The 20,172-nt window shown below is 71.8% G+C and carries 15 protein-coding genes; 14 read left to right on the top strand and 1 reads right to left on the bottom strand.

Annotated features, from left to right (window positions below):
- Nucleotides 1–3: 3 nt before the first annotated feature.
- The 4 genes from ACY34I_RS02540 (at nt 4) to ACY34I_RS02555 (ending at nt 8,815) form a co-directional block, all read left to right on the top strand.
- Nucleotides 4–5,802, top strand: coding sequence for a hypothetical protein (locus ACY34I_RS02540; protein ID WP_462752062.1), 5,799 nt, complete (start codon nt 4–6; stop codon nt 5,800–5,802).
- A 5-nt stretch (nt 5,803–5,807) separates the two neighbouring features.
- Nucleotides 5,808–6,287 carry a transthyretin-like family protein gene (locus ACY34I_RS02545; RefSeq protein WP_462752064.1) on the top strand — a complete coding sequence of 160 codons (480 nt, stop codon included), beginning with the start codon at nt 5,808–5,810 and terminating at the stop codon, nt 6,285–6,287.
- An 84-nt stretch (nt 6,288–6,371) separates the two neighbouring features.
- Complete coding sequence (locus ACY34I_RS02550; RefSeq protein ID WP_462752066.1) at nt 6,372–7,136, top strand: ABC transporter ATP-binding protein; 765 nt, start codon at nt 6,372–6,374, stop codon at nt 7,134–7,136.
- Nucleotides 7,121–8,815: an ABC transporter permease gene (locus tag ACY34I_RS02555; protein ID WP_462752068.1), complete on the top strand. Its 1,695-nt coding sequence runs from the start codon at nt 7,121–7,123 to the stop codon at nt 8,813–8,815. The genes ACY34I_RS02550 and ACY34I_RS02555 overlap by 16 nt, the downstream gene beginning before the upstream one ends.
- A gap of 10 nt (nt 8,816–8,825) precedes the next feature.
- Here ACY34I_RS02555 and ACY34I_RS02560 read toward each other — a convergent pair whose 3' ends face one another.
- Nucleotides 8,826–9,092, bottom strand: coding sequence for a hypothetical protein (locus ACY34I_RS02560; protein ID WP_462752070.1), 267 nt, complete (start codon nt 9,090–9,092; stop codon nt 8,826–8,828).
- 218 nt (nt 9,093–9,310) lie between these two features.
- On the opposite strand from ACY34I_RS02560, the gene ACY34I_RS02565 reads away from it, so the two are divergent.
- The 10 genes from ACY34I_RS02565 to ACY34I_RS02610 all read left to right on the top strand — a co-directional run bounded on the left by ACY34I_RS02565 (nt 9,311) and on the right by ACY34I_RS02610 (nt 20,156).
- A complete protein-coding gene (locus ACY34I_RS02565; protein ID WP_462752524.1) occupies nt 9,311–9,943 on the top strand; it encodes a flavin reductase family protein in 633 nt (210 codons plus the stop codon).
- A gap of 614 nt (nt 9,944–10,557) precedes the next feature.
- A complete protein-coding gene (locus ACY34I_RS02570) occupies nt 10,558–10,926 on the top strand; it encodes a DUF485 domain-containing protein (RefSeq protein ID WP_148797949.1) in 369 nt (122 codons plus the stop codon).
- The gene (locus tag ACY34I_RS02575) at nt 10,904–12,574 is read left to right on the top strand and encodes a solute symporter family protein (protein ID WP_462752072.1); all 1,671 of its coding nucleotides are present in this window, start codon (nt 10,904–10,906) and stop codon (nt 12,572–12,574) included. Before ACY34I_RS02570 ends, ACY34I_RS02575 begins: the two co-directional genes overlap by 23 nt.
- A 67-nt stretch (nt 12,575–12,641) precedes the next feature.
- Nucleotides 12,642–13,622, top strand: a complete 981-nt coding sequence (locus ACY34I_RS02580) for an NAD-dependent epimerase/dehydratase family protein (RefSeq protein WP_148797951.1) — start codon at nt 12,642–12,644, stop codon at nt 13,620–13,622.
- A gap of 74 nt (nt 13,623–13,696) precedes the next feature.
- Nucleotides 13,697–14,926 (top strand): LCP family protein, encoded by a 1,230-nt coding sequence (locus ACY34I_RS02585; protein WP_462752074.1) that lies wholly within the window; start codon nt 13,697–13,699, stop codon nt 14,924–14,926.
- A 204-nt stretch (nt 14,927–15,130) separates the two neighbouring features.
- Nucleotides 15,131–16,321, top strand: a complete 1,191-nt coding sequence (locus ACY34I_RS02590; RefSeq protein ID WP_462752076.1) for an LCP family protein — start codon at nt 15,131–15,133, stop codon at nt 16,319–16,321.
- 209 nt (nt 16,322–16,530) lie between these two features.
- Entirely contained in the window at nt 16,531–17,448 is a 918-nt protein-coding gene (locus ACY34I_RS02595) for an LCP family protein (protein ID WP_462752078.1), read from the top strand.
- A gap of 28 nt (nt 17,449–17,476) precedes the next feature.
- The gene (locus tag ACY34I_RS02600) at nt 17,477–17,812 is read left to right on the top strand and encodes a rhodanese-like domain-containing protein (RefSeq protein ID WP_148797954.1); all 336 of its coding nucleotides are present in this window, start codon (nt 17,477–17,479) and stop codon (nt 17,810–17,812) included.
- A gap of 13 nt (nt 17,813–17,825) precedes the next feature.
- Complete coding sequence (locus ACY34I_RS02605; protein WP_462752080.1) at nt 17,826–18,617, top strand: glycerophosphodiester phosphodiesterase; 792 nt, start codon at nt 17,826–17,828, stop codon at nt 18,615–18,617.
- Nucleotides 18,618–18,701: 84 nt separating this feature from the next.
- Nucleotides 18,702–20,156, top strand: a complete 1,455-nt coding sequence (locus ACY34I_RS02610; RefSeq protein ID WP_462752082.1) for a sensor histidine kinase — start codon at nt 18,702–18,704, stop codon at nt 20,154–20,156.
- Nucleotides 20,157–20,172 lie beyond the last annotated feature (16 nt).

Consider the following 20,172-nt stretch of genomic DNA (forward strand, 5'->3'; position numbering starts at 1 on the left):
GTCATGCGCAGCCGCGCACGGTTCGGCCGTACGTTCCTGACCACCGCCGCTACCTTGGCCATGTTGGCCGGCCAACTCGCCGTACCGGATCCGGTCCGGGCCGCACCCACTCGGGCGGCACCGGATCCCGGCGCGGCAAGCGCGAAACCCGATCCGACAACACCGGACGGCACCGCGTCGGCCCCGAACGCGCAGTCGCGTACGGCGATCATGCCGCAGCTCGACCAGGTGCCGCCGGTGAACCCCGCGCCCGGCTCGGTGCAGGTCGACCGGGGGCCGTCCGCCGCGCTGACCCCGATCGCCCCGCTACCTGCGGTGGATCCGGCCGCCGGCACGGTCGCCATCGACCGGGCCCCGGTCGTACCGAACCCGCCGGTCCGGCCCGCGCCGCTCACCCTGCCGCTGCATCCCGGACAGGAACTGGTCGACGCCACCGCGGCGGACGCCATCACCACGCTCGACCGGGCCGGCCGGCTCCACCCGGACCGCACCCCGGACCTGGACGCCCGCAAGCTCCAGCCCCAGGTCTCCTCGGCGCAGTTCGTCGACCCGGCGCAGCCGGTCACCCTGGAGGCGCTGATCGCGGCCCTCGCCAGCGGGAACATCCCGCCGCCACTGCCGGTCGACCCGCTGGCGCTGCTGGAACAGCTGCCCGACGGCATTCCGCGCATCACCTACCGGATCTGCTCGGAGTCGGCCACCAAGACGGTGTCCTGCTCGCTCACCCTGCCGCTCGCCGTACCCGCGATCGTGGACGTGACCGGTGACGGCACCCCGGACGTACTGGCCGACCTGCTGCCGGTGGCGCTGCCCGGCGACGTGGTCGCCGCGGTGCGCCAGCTCCTCGAGGTGCAGTCCGCCCTCACCGTCGCCCAGGACCGCCTCGCCGTCGTCCTGGAACTGCTCAAGGATCCGCTCCAGGTCATCCTCCATCCCGAACTGCTGCTCGAACGGCTGCGGTTGGAGGACCTGATCGCGGACCTCCAGAGGCAGCTGGCGGACAAGCTGGAGGCCCTGCTCGACCTGATCAACGTCGGCGTCGCCCTGCTGGCGCTCCGACTGCCCACCAGCGAACTGGCCGGCCAGCCGCTGCCGGCGCACGTCTGGGCCGTCTACGACATCCCCGGCCACCACCGGCTCTCGGTCGGCTTCGACGGGCTGCGGCGCGGCACCACCCTGCCGACCGGCACGCTGGGGCTGTTCACCTTCAACCCGGTGACCCTGCTGCGCGGCGTGTACGACATCCAGGCCCGGCTGCTCCAGGGCGGTGCCGGCGACGCGCTCGCGGTGACCGCCGGGCTGGCCTCGGTGACCGACGACAGCGCGGGCAACCCGTACCAGCCGACGGTGGCGAGTGCCCGGTTCTCCCCCGTACCGTCGATCTTCTCGGCGCGGGCCCAGATCGATCCGGGCAGCGACACCACCGACCAGCACGTGCTGGTGGACTCGACCAGCGACAAGGCCACCCAGCTGGACGTCCAGGTGCTCAGCAACCGCGACGGCGTCGACGAGTTCACCCAGCTCGTCGTCGACGAGCTGCCCACCAGCGTGTCCGTCGAGCTGACCCGGCCACCGGGCGGGAAGGCCACCCTCGCCTACCGGGCGTCCGCCGGCATCGACCGGGTGCTCTTCGCCGACTTCGGCTACCAACCCGCGGGCCTGGTCAACGCGGTCCAGGCCACCGCCGAGGCGATCCCCACCTCGTTCGACGCGGCGTTGGCGAACACCGACACCGGGGTCGATCTCGACTACACGGCGAGCAGCCAGCTCGCCGCCCTGGACGTCGCGGTGTACGACAAGGCCGGCGGGCTGGTCGGCCGCGGCTCGCTGCGCCGACTGCCCACCGAGGTGACCCTCACCGCCGACACCGGCGCCAGCCACGTGGCGTTCAACAGCGCCCAGCCGCTCGGCTCCGGCACCGTGGCCATCTCGCGCAACCTCGGCGCGTTCGCGCCGTACGACAGCGACCACGCGACACTGGTCACCGACGGCGCCGCGCTCGGCGTCTCCGCCCGGGTCACCGGCATGAAGCAGGTCGACGCCTACTACGACGGGCATCTGCGGCTGGCCACCACGTTCGATCCGGGCGGGCAGCCCTTCGTCGCCGCAGGCGACCTGGACGGGCTGCACAAGGCCCGGCTGGAACTCTCCAACCTGCCGGCCACCGCGACGCTGGATGTGGACACCGCGGCGCGTACGGTCGCGTACCAGACCAGCTCGGTGATCCACCGGGTGTTCGCGGCGTACACCAACACGTCCGCCGGGCCGACCCTGTTCGCCACCGTCACCGAGCTGCCCGAGCGGATCAACCTCTCCTACGATCTCGGTGACCGGCCCAGGCTGCGGTACGAGGCGACCAGCCGGGTGCAGAAGGTGGCGGTGTTCGCCAGCCCGGCGCACGTGGAGACGTTGCGCCCGCAGCAGGACCACTACCTGTCGGCGGCCGCGGCCGGGTTGGCCACCACCATGGACTTCCTCCTGGACCTGCCGGCCCGGCACCTCGACGGCACCCAGTCCGACCCGCTGACCAGCCTGGCGGCGGTGGTCCGGTTGCCGTCCGGTGGCCGGGACTGGACGGCGATGGCCGACCTGACCGGCGTGCCGGCCCGGTTCGACGCCGACTTCGCCGAGGGCACCTACCGGTTCCGGGGCCTGTCCGGGCCGCTCGGCGGGGCCCGCCTCGCGGTCACCAACCACGCCGGCCAGACCGCCCCGACCGGGCTGCACCTGGCCGTGCACTACCGGCAGGTCACCGGCGACCTGGACGGCAGCGTGTCGGTGCGCAACCTGTCCTGGGTGGAGTACGCCCGGGACGGCGGCGGACAGACCTTCCGGCTGGACACCGACACCGGCGGCGATCCGGTGTTCGTGGACGCGGACGTGCTGCTCGCCGCGAACGGCGTGGACGACACGCAGCTCGCCGCGGTGGCCCGGGTCGACGGCCTGCCGAACACCATCCGGTCCACCTTCGCCGACGGCCGGCTCAGCTACACCGCGACCGGTCACCTCGGGCTGACGATCGGGGTACGGGTGGGCAAGGTGGCCGCGCTGGCGGGGCTGGGCGCACCGCTGTTCGACAACGGGGTGGCCCTGGTCGGCAACGGCTGCGACACCGGCAACGGCTGCGCCAAGGACGAGAGCGTCTTCTGCACGGTGTTCGGCCGGTGCCTCGGGCTCGTCGGCACGGTCCGGCTACCCGGACTGCCGAGCAACCTGGCCGTGGACACCCGGGCGCGGACGGTGGTGTTCACCGGCTACCGACCGCCGGCCGCACCGTTGCAGGCGTACCTGCGCCTGGCCGGGCTGGTCGACGCCCTGCCCGACGTGCGGGCCCTGGCCAGCCTGTCCGGGTTGCCGGCCGAGCTGGACATGACGGTCGGCCCGGTCGACGTCACCGGCGGCTCGATCGACTTCCGGTACGCCGCTTCGGCGCCGCTGGGCAGCCTGCGCTTCGACGCCGACGTGACCACCACCAACCAGACCTTCCCGGTGGTACGCGGGCGGGCCACCATCGGCCGGCTGCCGGCCACGATGCACGTCAACGGCACGGTCGGTGACCGGACCACGGTGGCGGTCCGCAACTCCGCCGCGGTTGACTCGATCGGGCTCACCGTGACCAACGCCAGCACGGGCTACCTGACCGCCTCGGTGACCGGGGTGCCGGCCACCGTGGACGCGCTGGTCGACCTGCCGGCCCGGCACGCCGAGACCACCATGTCGGCGCCGATCTCGGCGATCTCGTTCCTGGCCCACGTGCCGTACGGGGGCCGGACCTGGTCGGCGTTCGCCGACGTCCGCGGCGTGCCGGCCCGGTTCGACGCGGACTGGGGCAACGGCACGTACGCCTTCCGGGCCGCCGAGGGCAGTGCGCTGGGCAGCGCGGCGTTCGCGGTGACCAACCATGCCGGCGCCCTGGCACCCACTGGGTCGCACCTGGCCACCCACTACGACGAGGTCAACGGCAACCTCGACGGCAGCGCGTCGATCACCGGGCTGCGGGACGCCGAGTTCGGCCACTCCGCTTCGTCGGTCACCGCCAGCTACCACGCGCAACGGCAGACCATCGCGCTGGACGGCGACGTACGGCTGGCCGCGGGCGGCGCGCAGGACGTCCGGCTGGGCGCCCTCGGCCGGCTCGGTCCGATTCCGGGCACCGTCACCTTCAGCTCCACGGGCGGGGTGATCAACTACGCCGCCGACGCGACGCTGGACGTGGAGACGCAGTTCTGGCTGGGCAAGGTGGCCGCGCTGGACGGGCTCGGGGCGCCGCGCTACGCCAACGGCGCCTCAGTGGTGGACCGGGCCTGCGCCGTCGGGCCGGGCTGCGCCAGCCAGGGCCCGTTCTGCGTGGACGGGAAGTGCTTCGGGTTGACCGGGATCATCAACGTCTCGGGGCTGCCCACTCGGGTGACCGTCGACCCGACCACCCGGAGCTACTCGTTCGCCGGCTACCAGCCCCGGTCGAACAAGTTGACCCTGTACGTCGACGACTCGGTCTTCGTACCGTCGCCGCCGGCCCGGATCAGGGCCGAGGCGACCCTGACCGACCTGCCGTCCGGGATCAACTTCACCCTCGGCCCGATCGCCCTCACCGACACGCTCAGCATCAAGTACGACTCGGACGTCGCCTCGGCCGGCATCCTGGACGTGCATGCCCAGGCCGACCAGGTGCCGATCTTCGACTCGACCCGGGCGCTGGCCCACCTGGACCCGATCCCCGGTGGCCTGGAGGTGAGCGGCAAGGTCGGCTCGCCCACCTCGGTGCGGGTCAAGAACTCGACGGTCATCGACAACCTGTCCATCAAGGCCACGGGCACCTTCCGCAACGAACCGGCCACCGGCCAGGTGCAGCTGCGCGACGTGCCCACCGACATGACATTCAGCGCCCGCGGATTCGGCAACGCCGAGGGAGACAACCTGCCCACGGTGGACTACACGGCGAACGACGGGCGGGACACCCTCGACATCGACGTCGAGGTCGAGGCGAATCTGGTGAAGAAGACCGACGACTTCGAGGCCGGGCCCGACGATCTCGAACTGCACATCACCAACCTCGGCCACCGGACCACCGTGGAACTCGCGCCGGAGACCCAGGTCGTCACCATCACCTCGGTACCGCAGACCGACGAACTGCAGATGGTCGGCAACCTGCACCTTCTGGTGCCGAGGAAGGACATGGACCTGGAGTTCTTCAACTGCTTCGGCCTGGTCCGCGGGTTGTTCGCCGGACACGCCGAGGTGCGGGAGAGCTGGATCAGCGACATCACCTTCACCCTCACCGACATCCAGGCGGCGACGCTGCGGCCCGGCAACGTCCGCACCGACCTGCCGTTCGGGCTGCCCCGCGAGCTGGGCTACCTGTTCCTGGCCTTCGACGGCACGTTCGGTCAGGCGACCATGTCGATGGCCGGCGTCCACCTCGACCTCGACATCGACCTGCTGCTCCGCATCGACAAGATCGTCGGACCGGACTTCTTCAAGCAGGACCTCAAGCTGGTCGGGTTGTACGACGGCGTCTACTACCATCGCTACGATCTGCAACAGCCCAGCAAGGTGACGGTCGAGGTCAGCACCTGGGGTATCCCGCTGGCCGAGATTGTCCTGGCGATCTGGCCCGGCCTGGCGGAAAAGTCCCGTAACGGGGTGACTGTGCCCGGTGGCCGGCCGAGCGTGGTGACCATGCTCGACCCGGGAGACGACGTGGACGACTACATCTTCGACCTGCTGGCGTACGCCGCCTGGCCGTTCGACGGCGAGCACGCGCCCAAGCAGGAGAACACCGGCGACGGCGGCGCGTGCTGACCGGCATGCCGACCACGGGACGCCGGCGAGGCACCGGGCTGCTGGCCCTGGTGCTCGCCGGCGGCCTCGTCGGTCCGCTCGGTGGCTGCGCCGAGGGCTGCGCCGACACCGTGCTCCAGGTGTCGCCGGTCGAGGTCGACGACGTGGCCGCCCCGCTCACGGTCAGCGCGCGGCTGACCCGGGACGGCAGGCCGGTCGCCGGGGTCACCGTGAAGCTGGCGGTGATGGTGGTGGGCCCGAACAACGCACACAGCGAGGCAATGTTCTACGCCACCACCGACGCCGACGGCCGGGCGAGCGTGACCCGGCGGGGCGGCGTGGCCCGGCTGTCGCCCATTAACCACCAGGTGACCACGTACAGCGCCTACTTCCAGCCGATGAACAAGATCAACGGAGAGCACCTCTGCTGGTCGAGCGTGTCGGCGCCGATCACCTGCCGCACTGCGGCCGGCGCCGGCCCATGCCCGGTCCGGACGGCGACCTAAGGACGCCAGGTACGGCTGGGGGATGACGCCGGATCATCCTCCGGCCGGAGCGGCGCCTGGTCCGGGCCGGATACGGTCTGGTTCATGAGCGATCAGCACCCCGCGTTGTCCCTTCGTGGCCTGGCCAAGCGGTTCGACACCAAGGTCGCGGTCGCCGGGGTCGACCTGGACGTGCCGGCCGGCTCGTTCTACGGGCTGCTCGGCCCGAACGGGGCCGGCAAGACCACCACCCTGTCGATGGCCGTCGGCCTGCTGCGGCCCGACGCCGGCCAGGCCCGGGTGCTCGGGTACGACGTCTGGGCCGACCCGGTGCGCGCCAAGGGCCTGCTCGGCGTGATGCCCGACGGGGTACGCCTCTTCGACCGGCTCAGCGGCGCCGAGCTGCTGGCGTACCACGGTCTGCTGCGCGGCATGGACCCGGCGGTGGTCGACCAGCGGGCGGCGGAGCTGCTGGACGTGCTGGCGCTCAACGACGCCGGCCGCACCCTTGTGGTCGACTACTCGGCCGGCATGAAGAAGAAGATCGGCCTGGCCTGCGCGCTGCTGCACGGCCCCCGGCTGCTGGTGCTGGACGAGCCGTTCGAGGCGGTCGACCCGGTCTCCGCGGCGCTGATCCGGGACATCCTGCACCGATACGTCGCCGGCGGCGGCACGGTGGTCTTCTCCAGCCACGTCATGGAGACCGTCGAGCGGCTCTGCTCGCACGTGGCGATCCTCGCCGACGGGCGGATCAAGCGGGTCGGCACGCTCGACCAGGTACGCGGTGACCGAAACCTGGAGGAGGTCTTCGTGGCGGTGGTCGGCGGCCGGACCGCGACCGGCGAGGAGCTGTCGTGGCTGTCCCGGTGACCGCGCCCGCCGAGCCGGTCCGGAAGGTCTCCGCCCGGCACTTCGTCCGGCTCAAGCTGCGGGTGTTGGGCAACAACTTCCGCGGCCAGGGTTGGCGGATCGCGCTCTTCGTGGTGGGCCTTCTGTTCGGCCTCTGGTTCGCCGTCGGCGGCTTCTTCCTCCTGGCCGCGCCCGGCCTGGCCGGCGAGTCCCGGTACGCGCTCATGATTGCGGCCTTCGGCGGCGGGCTGCTGGTGCTCGGCTGGCTGCTGCTGCCGCTGGCCTTCTTCGGCGTGGACGAGACCCTGGACCCGGCCCGGTTCGCGCTGCTCCCGCTCTCCCGGCGGGCCCTGGTCACCGGCCTGTTCGCGGCCGCCCTGGTCAGCGTCCCGGTGCTGGCGACGCTGATCGCGGTGGCCGGGCTGGTGGTCACCGCCGGCGCGCTGGGCGGCTGGCTGGCCGCCCTGGTCGGGCTGGTCGGCGTGCTCGCCGGCCTGCTGCTCTGCGTGGCCGCCGCCCGCGCGGTGACCAGCGCGTTCGCCACCATGCTGCGCTCCCGCCGGGTACGCGACCTGGCCGCCGTCCTGCTCGCGGTGCTGGCCGCCCTGCTCGGGCCGCTGCAGATCGCGGTGCTCGCCGCCGTCCGCCAGGCCGACTGGGACCAGCTGACCGGCGTGGCCCGGATCGTCGGCTGGACGCCGTTCGGGGCGCCGTGGACCGCCGGGATCGACGTGGCCGAGGGGCGGGCCTGGGCGGCCGGGTTGAAGCTCCTGATCACCGCGCTGGCCGTCGGCGCGCTGCTGTTCTGGTGGTCCCGCTCGCTGGAGTCCGCGATGGTGGGCGCGGTGAGCGCCGGGCCGTCCCGGGACCGGCGCGGCGCGCTCGGCGGGGCCGTCGCCCAACTCTTCCCGCGGGCGGTCGGCTGGAGCCGGCGGGACCGCTTCGGCGCACTGGTCGCCCGGGAGTGCCGCTACTGGTGGCGGGACGCCCGACGGCGGGCCAACCTGATCACCATCGCGGTGGTCGGCATCTTCGTGCCGGTGATGGTCAACGTGGGCGGCGCCCGGCTCGCGGTGGAGGGCGGCGAGGCGTTGCGCGAGGTGACCGCGAACTCGTCGCCGGTGCTGGTCAGCCTCTCGCTGGTCTTCGTCGGGGTGCTCGCGTCGGTCACCGTGGCCAACCAGTTCGGCTTCGACGGCAGCGCGTACGCGGCCAACGTGGTGGCCGGCGTGCCGGGGCGGCTGGAGCTGCGCGCCCGGATGACCGCGTTCGCGATCTACGTGGTGCCGCTGCTCGTGGCGGTCGCGGTCATCCTCGCCGCGCTGCTGCGGCACCCCGGCTGGCTGGGCGTGATGGCCGGCGCGCTGTTCGCCGCGTACGGCAGCGGGCTCGCGATCAACGGATTCGTCTCCGTGCTCGGCGCGTACGCACTGCCGGAGACGAGCAACCCGTTCGCCATGAACACCGGTGCCGGGGTGGCGAAGAGCCTCCTCACCCTGCTGTCCATGATCGCCTCGGCGGCCGCGGCGGTGCCGATGGTGGTGGCCGCGGCGCTGCTCGGCGACCTTTGGCTCTGGCTGGCCCTGCCCGTCGGCCTGGCCTACGGGGTGGGTGCCGCGCTGCTCGGCTCCTACCTGGCTGGGGACGTGCTGGACCGCCGCCAACCGGAATTGCTGGCCGCGGTCACGCCCCGCCGCTGACCCGGCCGGCTCACTGGGCGGGCGGGGTGCGGCGCAGGACGGCGCAGAGGGTGTAGTTGCTGGTGACCGGGGCGATGCTGACCAGCTCCCAGCCGTACGCCGACAGGTGCTCGACCGCCTCCATTAGCTGGGTGAGCCCGCTCGCCAGGAAGGCCGGGCGCGCGATCAGGGCGAGGTGCCGGTACGGGTAGGCCCGCAGATCGACCTCGCCCCGGAGGACCGCGTCGGCGCCGACCGTACGGGTCTCGGCGAGCTGCTGCGGCGTCACGAACGACATGTCCCGCACGATAGGCGCGGAGGGCCACCTCCGCCGCCCCAAGATCGCGCTCTATCGAGGATGTAGTGGTCTCGCTCGCCGATCGAGGCCACTGTTTCCTGTATTGAGCGTGACCTTGGGGCCGTCAGTCCGGACGGCCGGTGGGGAGAGCGGCGATCAGGGAGCGCCAGGCGTGGGGGGTGAACCGGACGGCGCTGCTGGTCTACCTGAGCGGGCTGATGGCCGAGGCCGGCGAGCAGCTCGCCCGGTTGAACGCTCACGACCGCCCGGCCGACCTGCACGACCGCTTCCTCGGCTGGGCCCAGGCCCGGGGCGGCACAATGTTTCACGTGAATCCTGAGCCGGGTGCCGAGATCCACCACACCGACCCGTTCGCGACGCCGGGCGGGCAGCGTTCCCCGGTACGCCGGTTGCGGGGTCGGCTGGCCGCCCCGGTCACCCTCTGGACGGCGCCCGGGCCGGCCGGGCTGACCGTCTCGTCCACCCTGGTCGCCGAGGGTGAACCGGACCGGCTGCTCGGGCTGATCGACCCTGAGTCGGACCTGTGGGCCGCCGTCGAGGCGGCGGGTCGGTTCGCGGTCGCGCCGCTGGGCCCACCGCACCGGCAGCTCGCCGACCGCTTCGCCGGGCTCTTCCCGTCCCCCGGCGGGCTCTTCGCCATCGGCTCCTGGCTCGACACCCCGTACGGGCCGGTGCCGGCGGACGCGGGCGGGTGGGCCGGCTGCCAGCTCGACACCGCCCGGGAGTACGGCTGGGGCCTGCTGGTCGAGGCCACCATCGAGACGGTCGAGCTGGCCGAGGAGACCGCCCCGCTGCTCCACTACCGGGGCCGGTACCACGAGCTGGGCTGACCGGCCGCCGGCTCGGCGACGTGGCGGTATTCGACCCCCGGAACACCCCCACACCGGCGACCTGGCGGATGCCCGAAGGCCCGGGCCGCCGGATCGGCGACCTCGCGGGGTGCAGAGGTCGGGGATGCCGCAGGATCGGCGACGTGGCGTATTCGACGCCCGGGACACCCCCACCTCGGCGACCTGGCGGATGTCCGAAGGCCGGGCCCCGGATCGGCGACCTCGCGGGATCCGACGGCCCGGACACCCCCACCTCGGCGACCAGGCGATGCGCGGAGGCCGGGCCACCGGATCGGCGACCTGGCGGGGCGCAGAGGTCGGGGATGCCGCAGGATCGGCGACGTAGCGGGGTCCGGGCGACGGGAGACCGCCGGATCGCCGAGGCGGAGCCGATCGAGGCGGGGCCCGGAGTCGATCGAGGCGGGGGCCCGGAGTCGATCTAGCGGCACGATGAGGCGACAGCCGGTGAGCGGAGTGACCTGGGTCACTCGGCGCAGGGGGGCGACCGTTCGGCGCAGCGGGTGACCGGGGTCGATCTGGGCCTTCCCGGGCTGGGAGCGTGCTCTCTACCGTGCGCGAAACTCCCCCACGCCTGCGAAGGTGGTGATCCACAGATGTCCACGGACACACCCGCGTCCGCACCGGCCGAATCCGCGGCGGAGCGGTATCTCGCCGTACAGCGGTCGGACGAGTTCGCCGGGTTGCGGCGCGCGCTGCGCGGCTTCGTCTTCCCGATGACCGTCGCGTTCTTCCTGTGGTACGCGCTCTACGTCATCCTCTCCGCGTACGCGCGGGGCTTCATGGGCACGAAGCTCTTCGGGAACATCAACGTCGCCCTGGTCTTCGGCCTGCTCCAGTTCGTCTCGACGTTCGTCATCGCGTGGCTCTACGCGCGGTTCGCCGACCGGCGGATCGACCCGGTCGCCGACCGGATCCGCGCCGAGCTCGGGGAGGTGACCCATGAGCACGGTCCTCGCGGCTGAGGCGGGCAGCACCACGGCCCGGAACCTCACCATCACGCTCTTCCTGATCTTCGTGGCGATCACGCTGGCCATCACCGTCTGGGCCAGCCGGCAGACGAAGACCGCGACCGACTTCTACGCCGGCGGCCGCTCATTCTCCGGCTTCCAGAACGGCATGGCGATCGGCGGCGACTACATGTCGGCCGCGTCCTTCCTCGGCATCGCCGGCCTAATCGCGCTCTACGGCTACGACGGCTTCCTCTACTCGATCGGCTTCCTGGTCGCCTGGCTGGTGGCGCTGCTGCTCGTCGCCGAACTGCTGCGCAACTCCGGCCGGTACACGATGGCCGACGTGTTGGCGTTCCGGATGCGGCAGCGGCCGGTGCGGACGGCGGCGGCGGTCTCCACCATCACGGTGTCGATCTTCTACCTGCTGGCCCAGATGGTCGGCGCGGGCGCGCTGGTCGCGCTGTTGCTCGGCATCAAGCCGGGCACCACCTTCCTCGGCATGGACGCCGACACCGCGAAGGTCGCCACCATCATCCTGGTCGGCGCCCTGATGATCATCTACGTCACCGTGGGCGGCATGAAGGGCACCACGTACGTGCAGATCGTCAAGGCGTTCCTGCTCATGAGCGGCGCCATCGTGATGACCCTGCTCGTGCTGGCGCACTACAAGTTCAACCTCTCCACGCTGCTCGGCGATGCGGCGAACGCTTCCGGCAAGGGACAGAAATTCCTGGAGCCCGGGCTGCGTTACGGCGTGGAGAGCGGCGACGCGCTGAAGACCTTCTACAGCAAGATGGACCTGCTCTCGCTCGGCATCGCGCTGGTGCTCGGCACCGCCGGCCTGCCGCACATCCTGATCCGCTTCTACACGGTGCCGACCGCGAAGGCGGCCCGCAAGAGCGTGCTCTGGGCGATCGGCATCATCGGCACCTTCTACCTGCTCACCCTGGCGCTGGGCTTCGGCGCGGCGGCGCTGGTCGGCAGCCAGGCGATCACCGCACAGGACAAGGCCGGCAACACGGCGGCGCCGCAACTGGCCGAGGCGCTGGGCATCAAGTTCCTGGGCGGCGACCTGGGCGGCGCGACCCTGCTGGCGATCATCGCGGCGGTCGCGTTCGCCACCATCCTGGCCGTGGTCGCCGGGCTCACCCTGGCCTCGTCGTCCAGCCTGGCGCACGACTTCTACGCCAACGTGATCAAGGACGGCCAGGCGTCCGAGCGGCAGGAGGTGAACGTCGCCCGGATCTCCGCGCTGGTGATCGGCGCGATCTCGATCGTCCTGTCGATCTTCGCGCAGAGCCTGAACGTGGCCTTCCTGGTGGCGCTGGCCTTCGCGGTGGCCGCCTCGGGCAACCTGCCGGCGATCCTCTACAGCCTGTTCTGGCGGCGGTTCAACACCTCCGGCGCGGTCTGGGCGATCTACGGCGGCCTGCTCGCCGCCGTGGTGCTGGTCTTCTTCTCCCCGGTGGTGTCCGGGGCGCCGACGGCCATGTTCCCGGATCACGACTGGCACTGGTTCCCGCTGTCCAACCCGGGCATCATCTCGATCCCGTTCGGCTTCCTCTGCGGCTGGATCGGCACCCTGGTGTCCCGAGAGCACGACGAGGAGAAGTACGCGGAGCTGGAGGTGCGTTCCCTCACCGGAGCGGGCGCGCACTGACGACGCCATCGGGATGGGCCGGAGCCGTCGGCGGCTCCGGCCCATCCGCTTGAGTAGGCTGGCCGGTATGAAGGTTGCTCCCCGTTTCGGCCCCGGACACCGCATCCTCGTCACCGGCGGCGCCGGCTTCGTGCCGTCGCACCTGGTCGACCGGCTCATCGAGCGCGGTTGCACGGTCGTGGTGCTGGACAACTTCGTCACCGGCTCGAAGGACAACATCGGCCACCTGCTGGAGAAGCCGACCTTCACGCTGATCGAGGCGGACGTCTCCGAGGGGCTGCCGACCCACCACCCGGCCATGGCGGAGCGGTTCGACGCGATCCTGCACATGGCCTCCCCGGCGAGCCCCACCGACTTCGAGAAGCTGCCGGTGGAGATCCTGCGGGTCGGCTCGGTCGCCACCCTGGAGCTGCTGGAGCGGGCCACCGCCGACGGCGCCCGGTTCCTGATGGCCTCCACGTCCGAGGCGTACGGGGACCCGAAGGAACACCCGCAGCGCGAGACGTACTGGGGCAATGTCAACCCGATCGGCATTCGGAGCGTCTACGACGAGGCGAAGCGCTTCTCGGAGGCGGCCACCATGGCATACCACCGGAGCCGGGGCACCGACACCGCGATCGTCCGGATCTTCAACACGTACGGGCCGCGGATGCGGCCGGACGACGGGCGGGCCATCCCCACCTTCATCTCCCAGGCGCTGCGGGGCGAGCCGATCACCGTGCACGGCACTGGCAACCAGACCCGGTCGATCTGCTACGTGGACGATCTGGTGCGCGGCATCCTGCTGCTGCTCGACTCGACCGAGACCGGCCCGATCAACTGCGGCACCGAGCACGAGATGTCGATGCGGCAGCTGGCGGAGACGATCGTGTCGCTGACCGGAAGCAGCTCTGAAGTGAGCTACATCACTCGGGCCGCCGACGACCCGGAGATGCGGCGCCCCGATCTCACCCTCGCCCGTGAGCTGTTGGGATACGAACCGACCGTGGCGCCCGAAGACGGCCTTCGACGCACCATCGACTACTTTCGCGGTCGGCTAGGGTACTGACCCCGGCTGGGAGGACGCTGACACCCGGCTGCGCCTGAGGGTGGCACTGGTCCCACGGGCCTACCCTCGGTGGCATGTCAGCGACCACGTCTGCCGACGCCCCGTTCCCGTACGTCAGTCGGAGCGCGGGCCGCGCCCAGGTGCCCGGCCCCGGCCGGAGCGCCACCGGGCGCGCCCGCGCGACCGACGCCCGCTGGTACCCGTCGTACGACGAGGAGCCACGCTCCGGCGGGCCCGGCAGCCCCGGTGGACCCACCGGGCCGGGCGGCCCGGGCGGTCCTGGTGCTCCGCGCCGGCCCGGTCCCCGCCCGCGCTGGGGACGCATCGGCCTGGTGGCCGGCGTCGCGGTGCTGGTGCTCGCGCTGCTCGGCGGCGCCGGTGCCTGGCTCTACGCCCGAAACCTCGACAAGGACCTGGCCCGGACCGATCCGTTCTCGGCGATCACCGGCGAGCGGCCGGCCAAGAAGGTCGACGGCGCGCTCAACATCCTGATGGTCGGCACCGACTCCCGGGACCCGGACGCCCCGATGGACAAGGCCGGCGAGTGGCGCGCGGACACCATGATCCTCATGCACATCCCGGCCGACCACAAATCGGCCTACCTGGTCTCCATCCCCCGCGACCTTTACGTGCCGATCCCGCAGAACGCGGGGGCGTCCTGCGACTCGGGCCAGCGCAACAAGGTGAACGCGGCGTTCGCGTTCGGCGGGCTGCCGCTCGCGGTGAAGACCGTCGAGTGCTTCACCGACGTCCGGATCGACCACGTCATGGCGATCGACTTCGCCGGGTTCAAGGACGTCACCGACGCCCTGGGCGGGGTCGACCTCACGGTGGACCGGACCATCACCTCGATCCACAAGCCGCACCGGAAGTTCACCAAGGGCGTGAACCACATGAACGGCGCCGAGGCTCTCGACTGGGTGCGGCAGCGCAAGCAGTTCCCCGAGGGCGACTTCGCCCGGATGCGCCACCAGCAGGAGTTCCTCAAGGCGCTGATGGACAAGGCAGCCAGTACCGGCACCCTGACCAACCCGAAGAAGCTGAACGACTTCCTCAAGGCGGTGACCGCCGCAGTCACCGTCGACCAGGACTTCTCGTTGACCGACATGGCGATGGAGTTCCGCAACCTGCGGGGCGAGAACCTGACCTTCATCACCAGCCCCAACCGCGGCGGGCAGACCATCGACGGCCAGTCGGTGGTGGTCTCCGACCGGGAGAAGGCGCTGGCGATGTACCAAGCCATCGCCTCGGACACCATGGCCGAGTGGGTGAAGGCCAACAAGCCAGGCGCCAACGGCAACTGATCCCGCTCGGGCACACCACGCCGATCGGCGGTTGAGGAATCGCCCACTGCGGGCCAACCGCCGATCGGCTGCACTCAATTAGCCGTTCGGGCATCTGGCCTGGACAAGCGCCGAGATGTGCCGGCGGAGATCGCCGAGGAGGTCGCGAGAACGGGTACGGATACGTACAGTGGTCCCGCCCCCGATCATCGAGCTGGAGCACGCATGCCGGTCCAGACCAGCCGTCGCCCTCCGTCACTGGCTCCCGGCGCACCCGGCCGGGTGCCGCCGACCATCCCCACCCAGCCCGGCCCGGGCGGTCGCGGTCCCCGCAACTCGAAGAAGCGGACCAAGCGCAAGGACCCGCTCTGGGCCCGACTCACGCTGATCTTCGGTGCCGTGCTGATGATGACCAGCGGTGTCGCGATCGTCGGCAGCAAGGCGGTGATCGGCCAGGCCACTAGCAGCATCCAGCAGGGCAGCCTGCTCGGCGAGGCGGGCAAGTCCAAGGCCGAGGGCGGCAAGAACCTGGACGGCCCGATCGACATGCTGCTGCTCGGCGTCGACGCCCGGGCGAGCTGGGCGGCCGACGACGTCCGGTCGGACAGCATCATCATCCTGCACATCCCGGCCAGCCACGACCAGGCGTACCTGATCTCCATCCCCCGAGACACCGAGGCGGAGATCCCCGGGCATGGCACCGACAAGATCAACGCAGCTTTCCAGTTCGGCGCGCAGAAGGGCGGCGGCTGGGAGGGCGGCGCACAGATGATGGCCAAGACCATCAAGAAGATGACCGGGATCAGCTTCGACGGCGCGGCGATCATCAACTTCGGCGGCTTCAAGAAGGTCATCGACGCGCTCGGCACCGTCAAGATCTGCGTCAGCCACGAGGTCACCTCCAAGCACATGTCGTACGTCAACGGCAAGCCGATGTGGAACTCCGACGCCGAGAAGCTGGGCAAGCCGATGACGCCGGTGGTGCACAAGAAGGGCTGCCGGGAGATGAAGGGCTGGGAGGCCCTCGACTTCGCCCGGCAGCGCTACGGCCTGCCCCGCGGGGACTACGACCGCCAGCAGAACCAGCAGCAGCTGATCAAGGCGATGGCGAAGAAGGCCAGCGAGAGCGGCATGCTGACCAACCCGATCAAGCTGAACCAGCTGATCAAGGCGGCCGGCGAGTCGCTCATGCTGGACACCGGCGGCGTGAAGATCGAGGACTTCATCTTCACCCTCAAGGGCCTCAGCGGTAACGACCTGGTCACGCTGCGGACCAACGGCGGAAACTTCGCTACCGCGGCCAGCGGCCGGGAGATGCTCAACGAAACGAGCAGGCAGATGTTCACCGCGGTCAAGGAGGACAAGCTCGCCGACTTCGTGGCGATGAACCCGGAGGTCCTCTCCACCCGGAAGTGAGGGTGACCCGGCGGTAGCTGCGGCGAAAGCGGCCACCGCCGGGTGCCCGGCCCCGTAGCCTGACATGAGCAGGTCTCACGTCAGGGCTGCGGGGAGGGGCTGTCACGTTCAGGCCAGCACGGACCAGGCGCGGGCGGGGTCGACCCGCCCGCTGGCCCCGGTTCTTCCTCGGCGCCGGCCTCGCCCTGGTCCTGCTCGCCACGCTCGGCGTGGCCGGGCTGCACTGGCTCACCAACCGGTACGACCGTACGGTGGAAAAGGAGCAACTGCTCGCCCCGGCGGCCCGGCAACCGCGTACCGACCTGTCCCGCGGGCTCAACTACCTGCTGGTCGGCTCCGACCACCGGCCCGGCGCCAAGCCCGAGGACCAGCGCTCGGACAGCATCCTGATCGTGCACGTCCCGGCCGGGATGCGGCAGGCGTACCTGATCTCGATCCCGCGCGACCTGCTGGTCGCCATTCCGGCGGCGCCCGGCTACGGCGGCGGCCAGGACAAGGTCAACGCGGCGTACGAGCACGGTGGCGGCGGCGAGGCGGGGGCCCGACTGCTCTCCGCCACCCTGACCCAGCTCACCGGCCTGCGCTTCGACGGTGCCGCGCTGATCGACTTCTCCGGCTTCAAGCAGGTCATCGACCTGCTCGGCGGCATCCGGATGTGCGTCGACACCGAGGTCCGGTCGGTCCACACCCACACCCTGTTCACCCCCGGCTGCCAGCAGATGGACGGCGCCCGGACCCTGGACTACATCCGCCAGCGCTACGACCTGCCCGACGGCGACTACGACCGGCAGCGGCACCAGCAGCAGATGCTCCGCGCGGTGCTGGACAAGGCCGGCGAGACGCACCTGCGCAACGACCCGGTGAAGCTCGACCGGGTGCTCCGGGCGGTCGGCGGCGCGCTGACCGTGGACACGAACGGCGTGGCGCTGGAGGATCTGCTCTTCGCGCTCCGCTCGCTCCCCCCGGACGCGTTGCACGGGGTGCAGGTGCCGTCGTACCCGCAGACCATCGGCGAGGTCTCCTACGTGGTGCTGGACAACGGCGGCAACGGCCTCTTCGACGCGGTGCGGGCCACCCGCATGCCGGAATGGGCCGGGGCGAATCCCCGCTGGGTCAACCGGCTCTGAGCCGGACAGCCGTCTAGGCTAGGTAGCCGTGTTCGGACCTCAGGTTCCCAGCGTGCCCGCGTCGGCCGTGCCCGACGACACCTACCTGCTCGACGTCCGGGAGGACGACGAGTGGGCCGCCGGCCATGCGCCCGCCGCCCACCACCTGCCGATGACCGAGCTGCCCGGCCGGCTGGCCGAGGTCCCGGACGACCGCGAGGTGGCCGTGATCTGCCGCTCCGGCGGGCGGTCCGCGCAGGTCGTCGCGTACCTCCTGCGCAACGGCTGGGACCAGGTGCGCAACGTCGAGGGCGGGATGGGTGACTGGGCCGCCGCGGGCCGCCCCGTGGTCACCGACGACGGGCAGCCGGGCCAGGTCGTCTGAGGAGCCGGGCGGCATGACCTCGCCCCTGATCTTCGCGCACCGCGGCTCCTCATACGACCTGCCCGAGCACACCCTCGCCGCGTATCTACGCGCCCTCGACGAGGGCGCCGACGGGCTGGAGTGCGACGTCCGGCTGACCCGGGACGGGCACCTGGTCTGCGTACACGATCGCCGGCTGGACCGGACCAGCAACGGTCACGGGCTGGTCAGCGCGCGTACGCTCGCCGAGCTGGAGCTGCTGGACTTCGGTTCCTGGCATCCGGGCGCGACGGCGGCCGAAGGGGACGAACCGCTCGACGAGTCGCACACCCGGCTGCTCACCCTGGAACGGCTGCTCGACGCCGTGCTGGCCGCCGGCCGGCCGGTCCGGCTGCTGATCGAGACCAAGCACCCCTCCCGGTACGGCGGGGACGTGGAACGCCGGCTGGTCGCCCTGCTGCGCCGGTACGGCCTCACCGAACCGGGACCGGACGACCCCGTCCGGGTCACCGTGATGTCCTTCTCCCCGCTCGCCGTACGCCGGATCCGTGACCTCGTGCCCGGCCTGCCCACGGTGCTGCTGCTGGAGGTGCTGCCACGCTGGATGCGGCTGGGTCGGCTGCCGTTCGGCACCCGGATCGCCGGGCCGGGGATCGCCCTGGTCCGGGCCCGGCCGCAGCTCGTCCCCGCGCTGCGGGCCGCAGGCAACCAGGTCTACGTCTGGACGGTGAACCAGCCGGAGGACCTGGACCTGGTGCTGGCCGCCGGGGTGGACGGGGTGATCACCGACCGGCCCGCCCGGGCGCTGGCCCGGCTGGGCCGTTGAGCCGGGTCGAGCCGTCCCACCGCCGGACCCGCCCGCCCGGGCGAGGGGTGTCCCCGGGACCGGTCGGCGCGGCACACTCGGGACATGCCGGAGCGAATTGACTACGCCGCCCTCATCGCCGGCCACGACAGCGTGCTCAAGATGATCAACTCGGGACAGTCCGGGCTGCCGGTGCTCACCCGGCTGCTCGGGGTGGTCCAGCCCGCCGTCGGCGCGGCCAGCCTGGCGTTCGTGGAGTTCGCCCCCGCCGGCGGCCGGGTGATCGCCGCGACCGGCAGCGCCGAGTCGCTCATCGGCCGCCCGTTGCCGGCCGCCGACCCGGCCACCGTGTGCCTCCTCTCCGGCCCCCCGGTACGCGAGGTCCGCGTCAACCGCATCCCGAGCGCGCTCGCCGACGAGGTGGCCGGGCGGGGACTGCACCGGATGATCGTGGCGCGGGTCGAGATCGGCGGCCTCACCGTGGGCAGCCTGCACGCCCTCTACCCGGCGGAGGCCGCGCTCGACGACTCCCACCACGCCGTCCTGGGCTACATCGCCGCCTGCATCGCCCATATGTACGGCGACCAGACCGGCCTGCCGGTGCACGGCGACGGCCCGGTGGTGGCGGCGCTCGCGGACGGCCTGGCGGTGGTGGATCGCGAACAGCACGTACGGCTCTGGAACCCGGCCGCCGCCCAGGTGACGGGCCGCCCGCCCGCCGAGGCGCTGAACCGCCCGCTCCCGTTCCCGCTGCCCCCGCCCGGGCAGGTGCTCGACCACCGAATGCCGGACGGCCGCTGGCTGCGGATCACCTCCGGGGAACTGCCCGGCCCGGGCACGCTGCGGGTGGTCACCTTCCGCGACATCACCGACCAGCAGCGCCGCGACCACGACCGGGACCTCTTCGTCGCGGTGACCAGCCACGAGCTGCGCACCCCGGTCACCGTGATCAAGGGGTACGCGGACACCCTCACCGACCACTGGGAGTCGCTCGGCGACGACGACCGGCGGCATGCCGCGCGGATCATCGGGCAGCGGGCCAACGAGCTGGCCCGGCTGGTCGACCGGCTGCTCACGGCCGCCACCGAGAACCGGCCCGGCGGGGAGCCGGCCGCGCCGTTCGACCTCGCCGACGCGCTCCGGGCCGCGGTGCCCGACCTGCCGGCGGACGTCCGGCACCGGGTCGTCCTCGATCTGCCGGTCGACCTGCCCAAGGCGCTCGGTGACCGGCACAGCCTGGCCACCGTGCTCACCGAGCTGAGCACCAACGCCGGGAAGTACTCGCTGCCGAACACCCCGATCGAGGTCTCCGCCGAGGCGAGCGGGCGGATGGTCGCCTTCCGGGTCGCCGACCGGGGCATCGGCATCCGGCCGGAGCACGTGGAGCGGGCGTTCGACCGGTTCTGGCAGGGGGAGTCCGGCGACCGCCGGCGCTACCCGGGAGCCGGACTGGGGCTGTATCTCGTCCGCCAGATCGTTGAACAGCAGAATGGATGGGTATCCCTCCGACCGAGAGCCGGTGGGGGTACGGTCGCAGAGGTGCGGCTGCCCCGGGGGTGACCTGGGCGCAGCCGGG

The sequence above is a fragment of the Micromonospora sp. RTBAU3-60 genome (assembly GCF_054963695.1).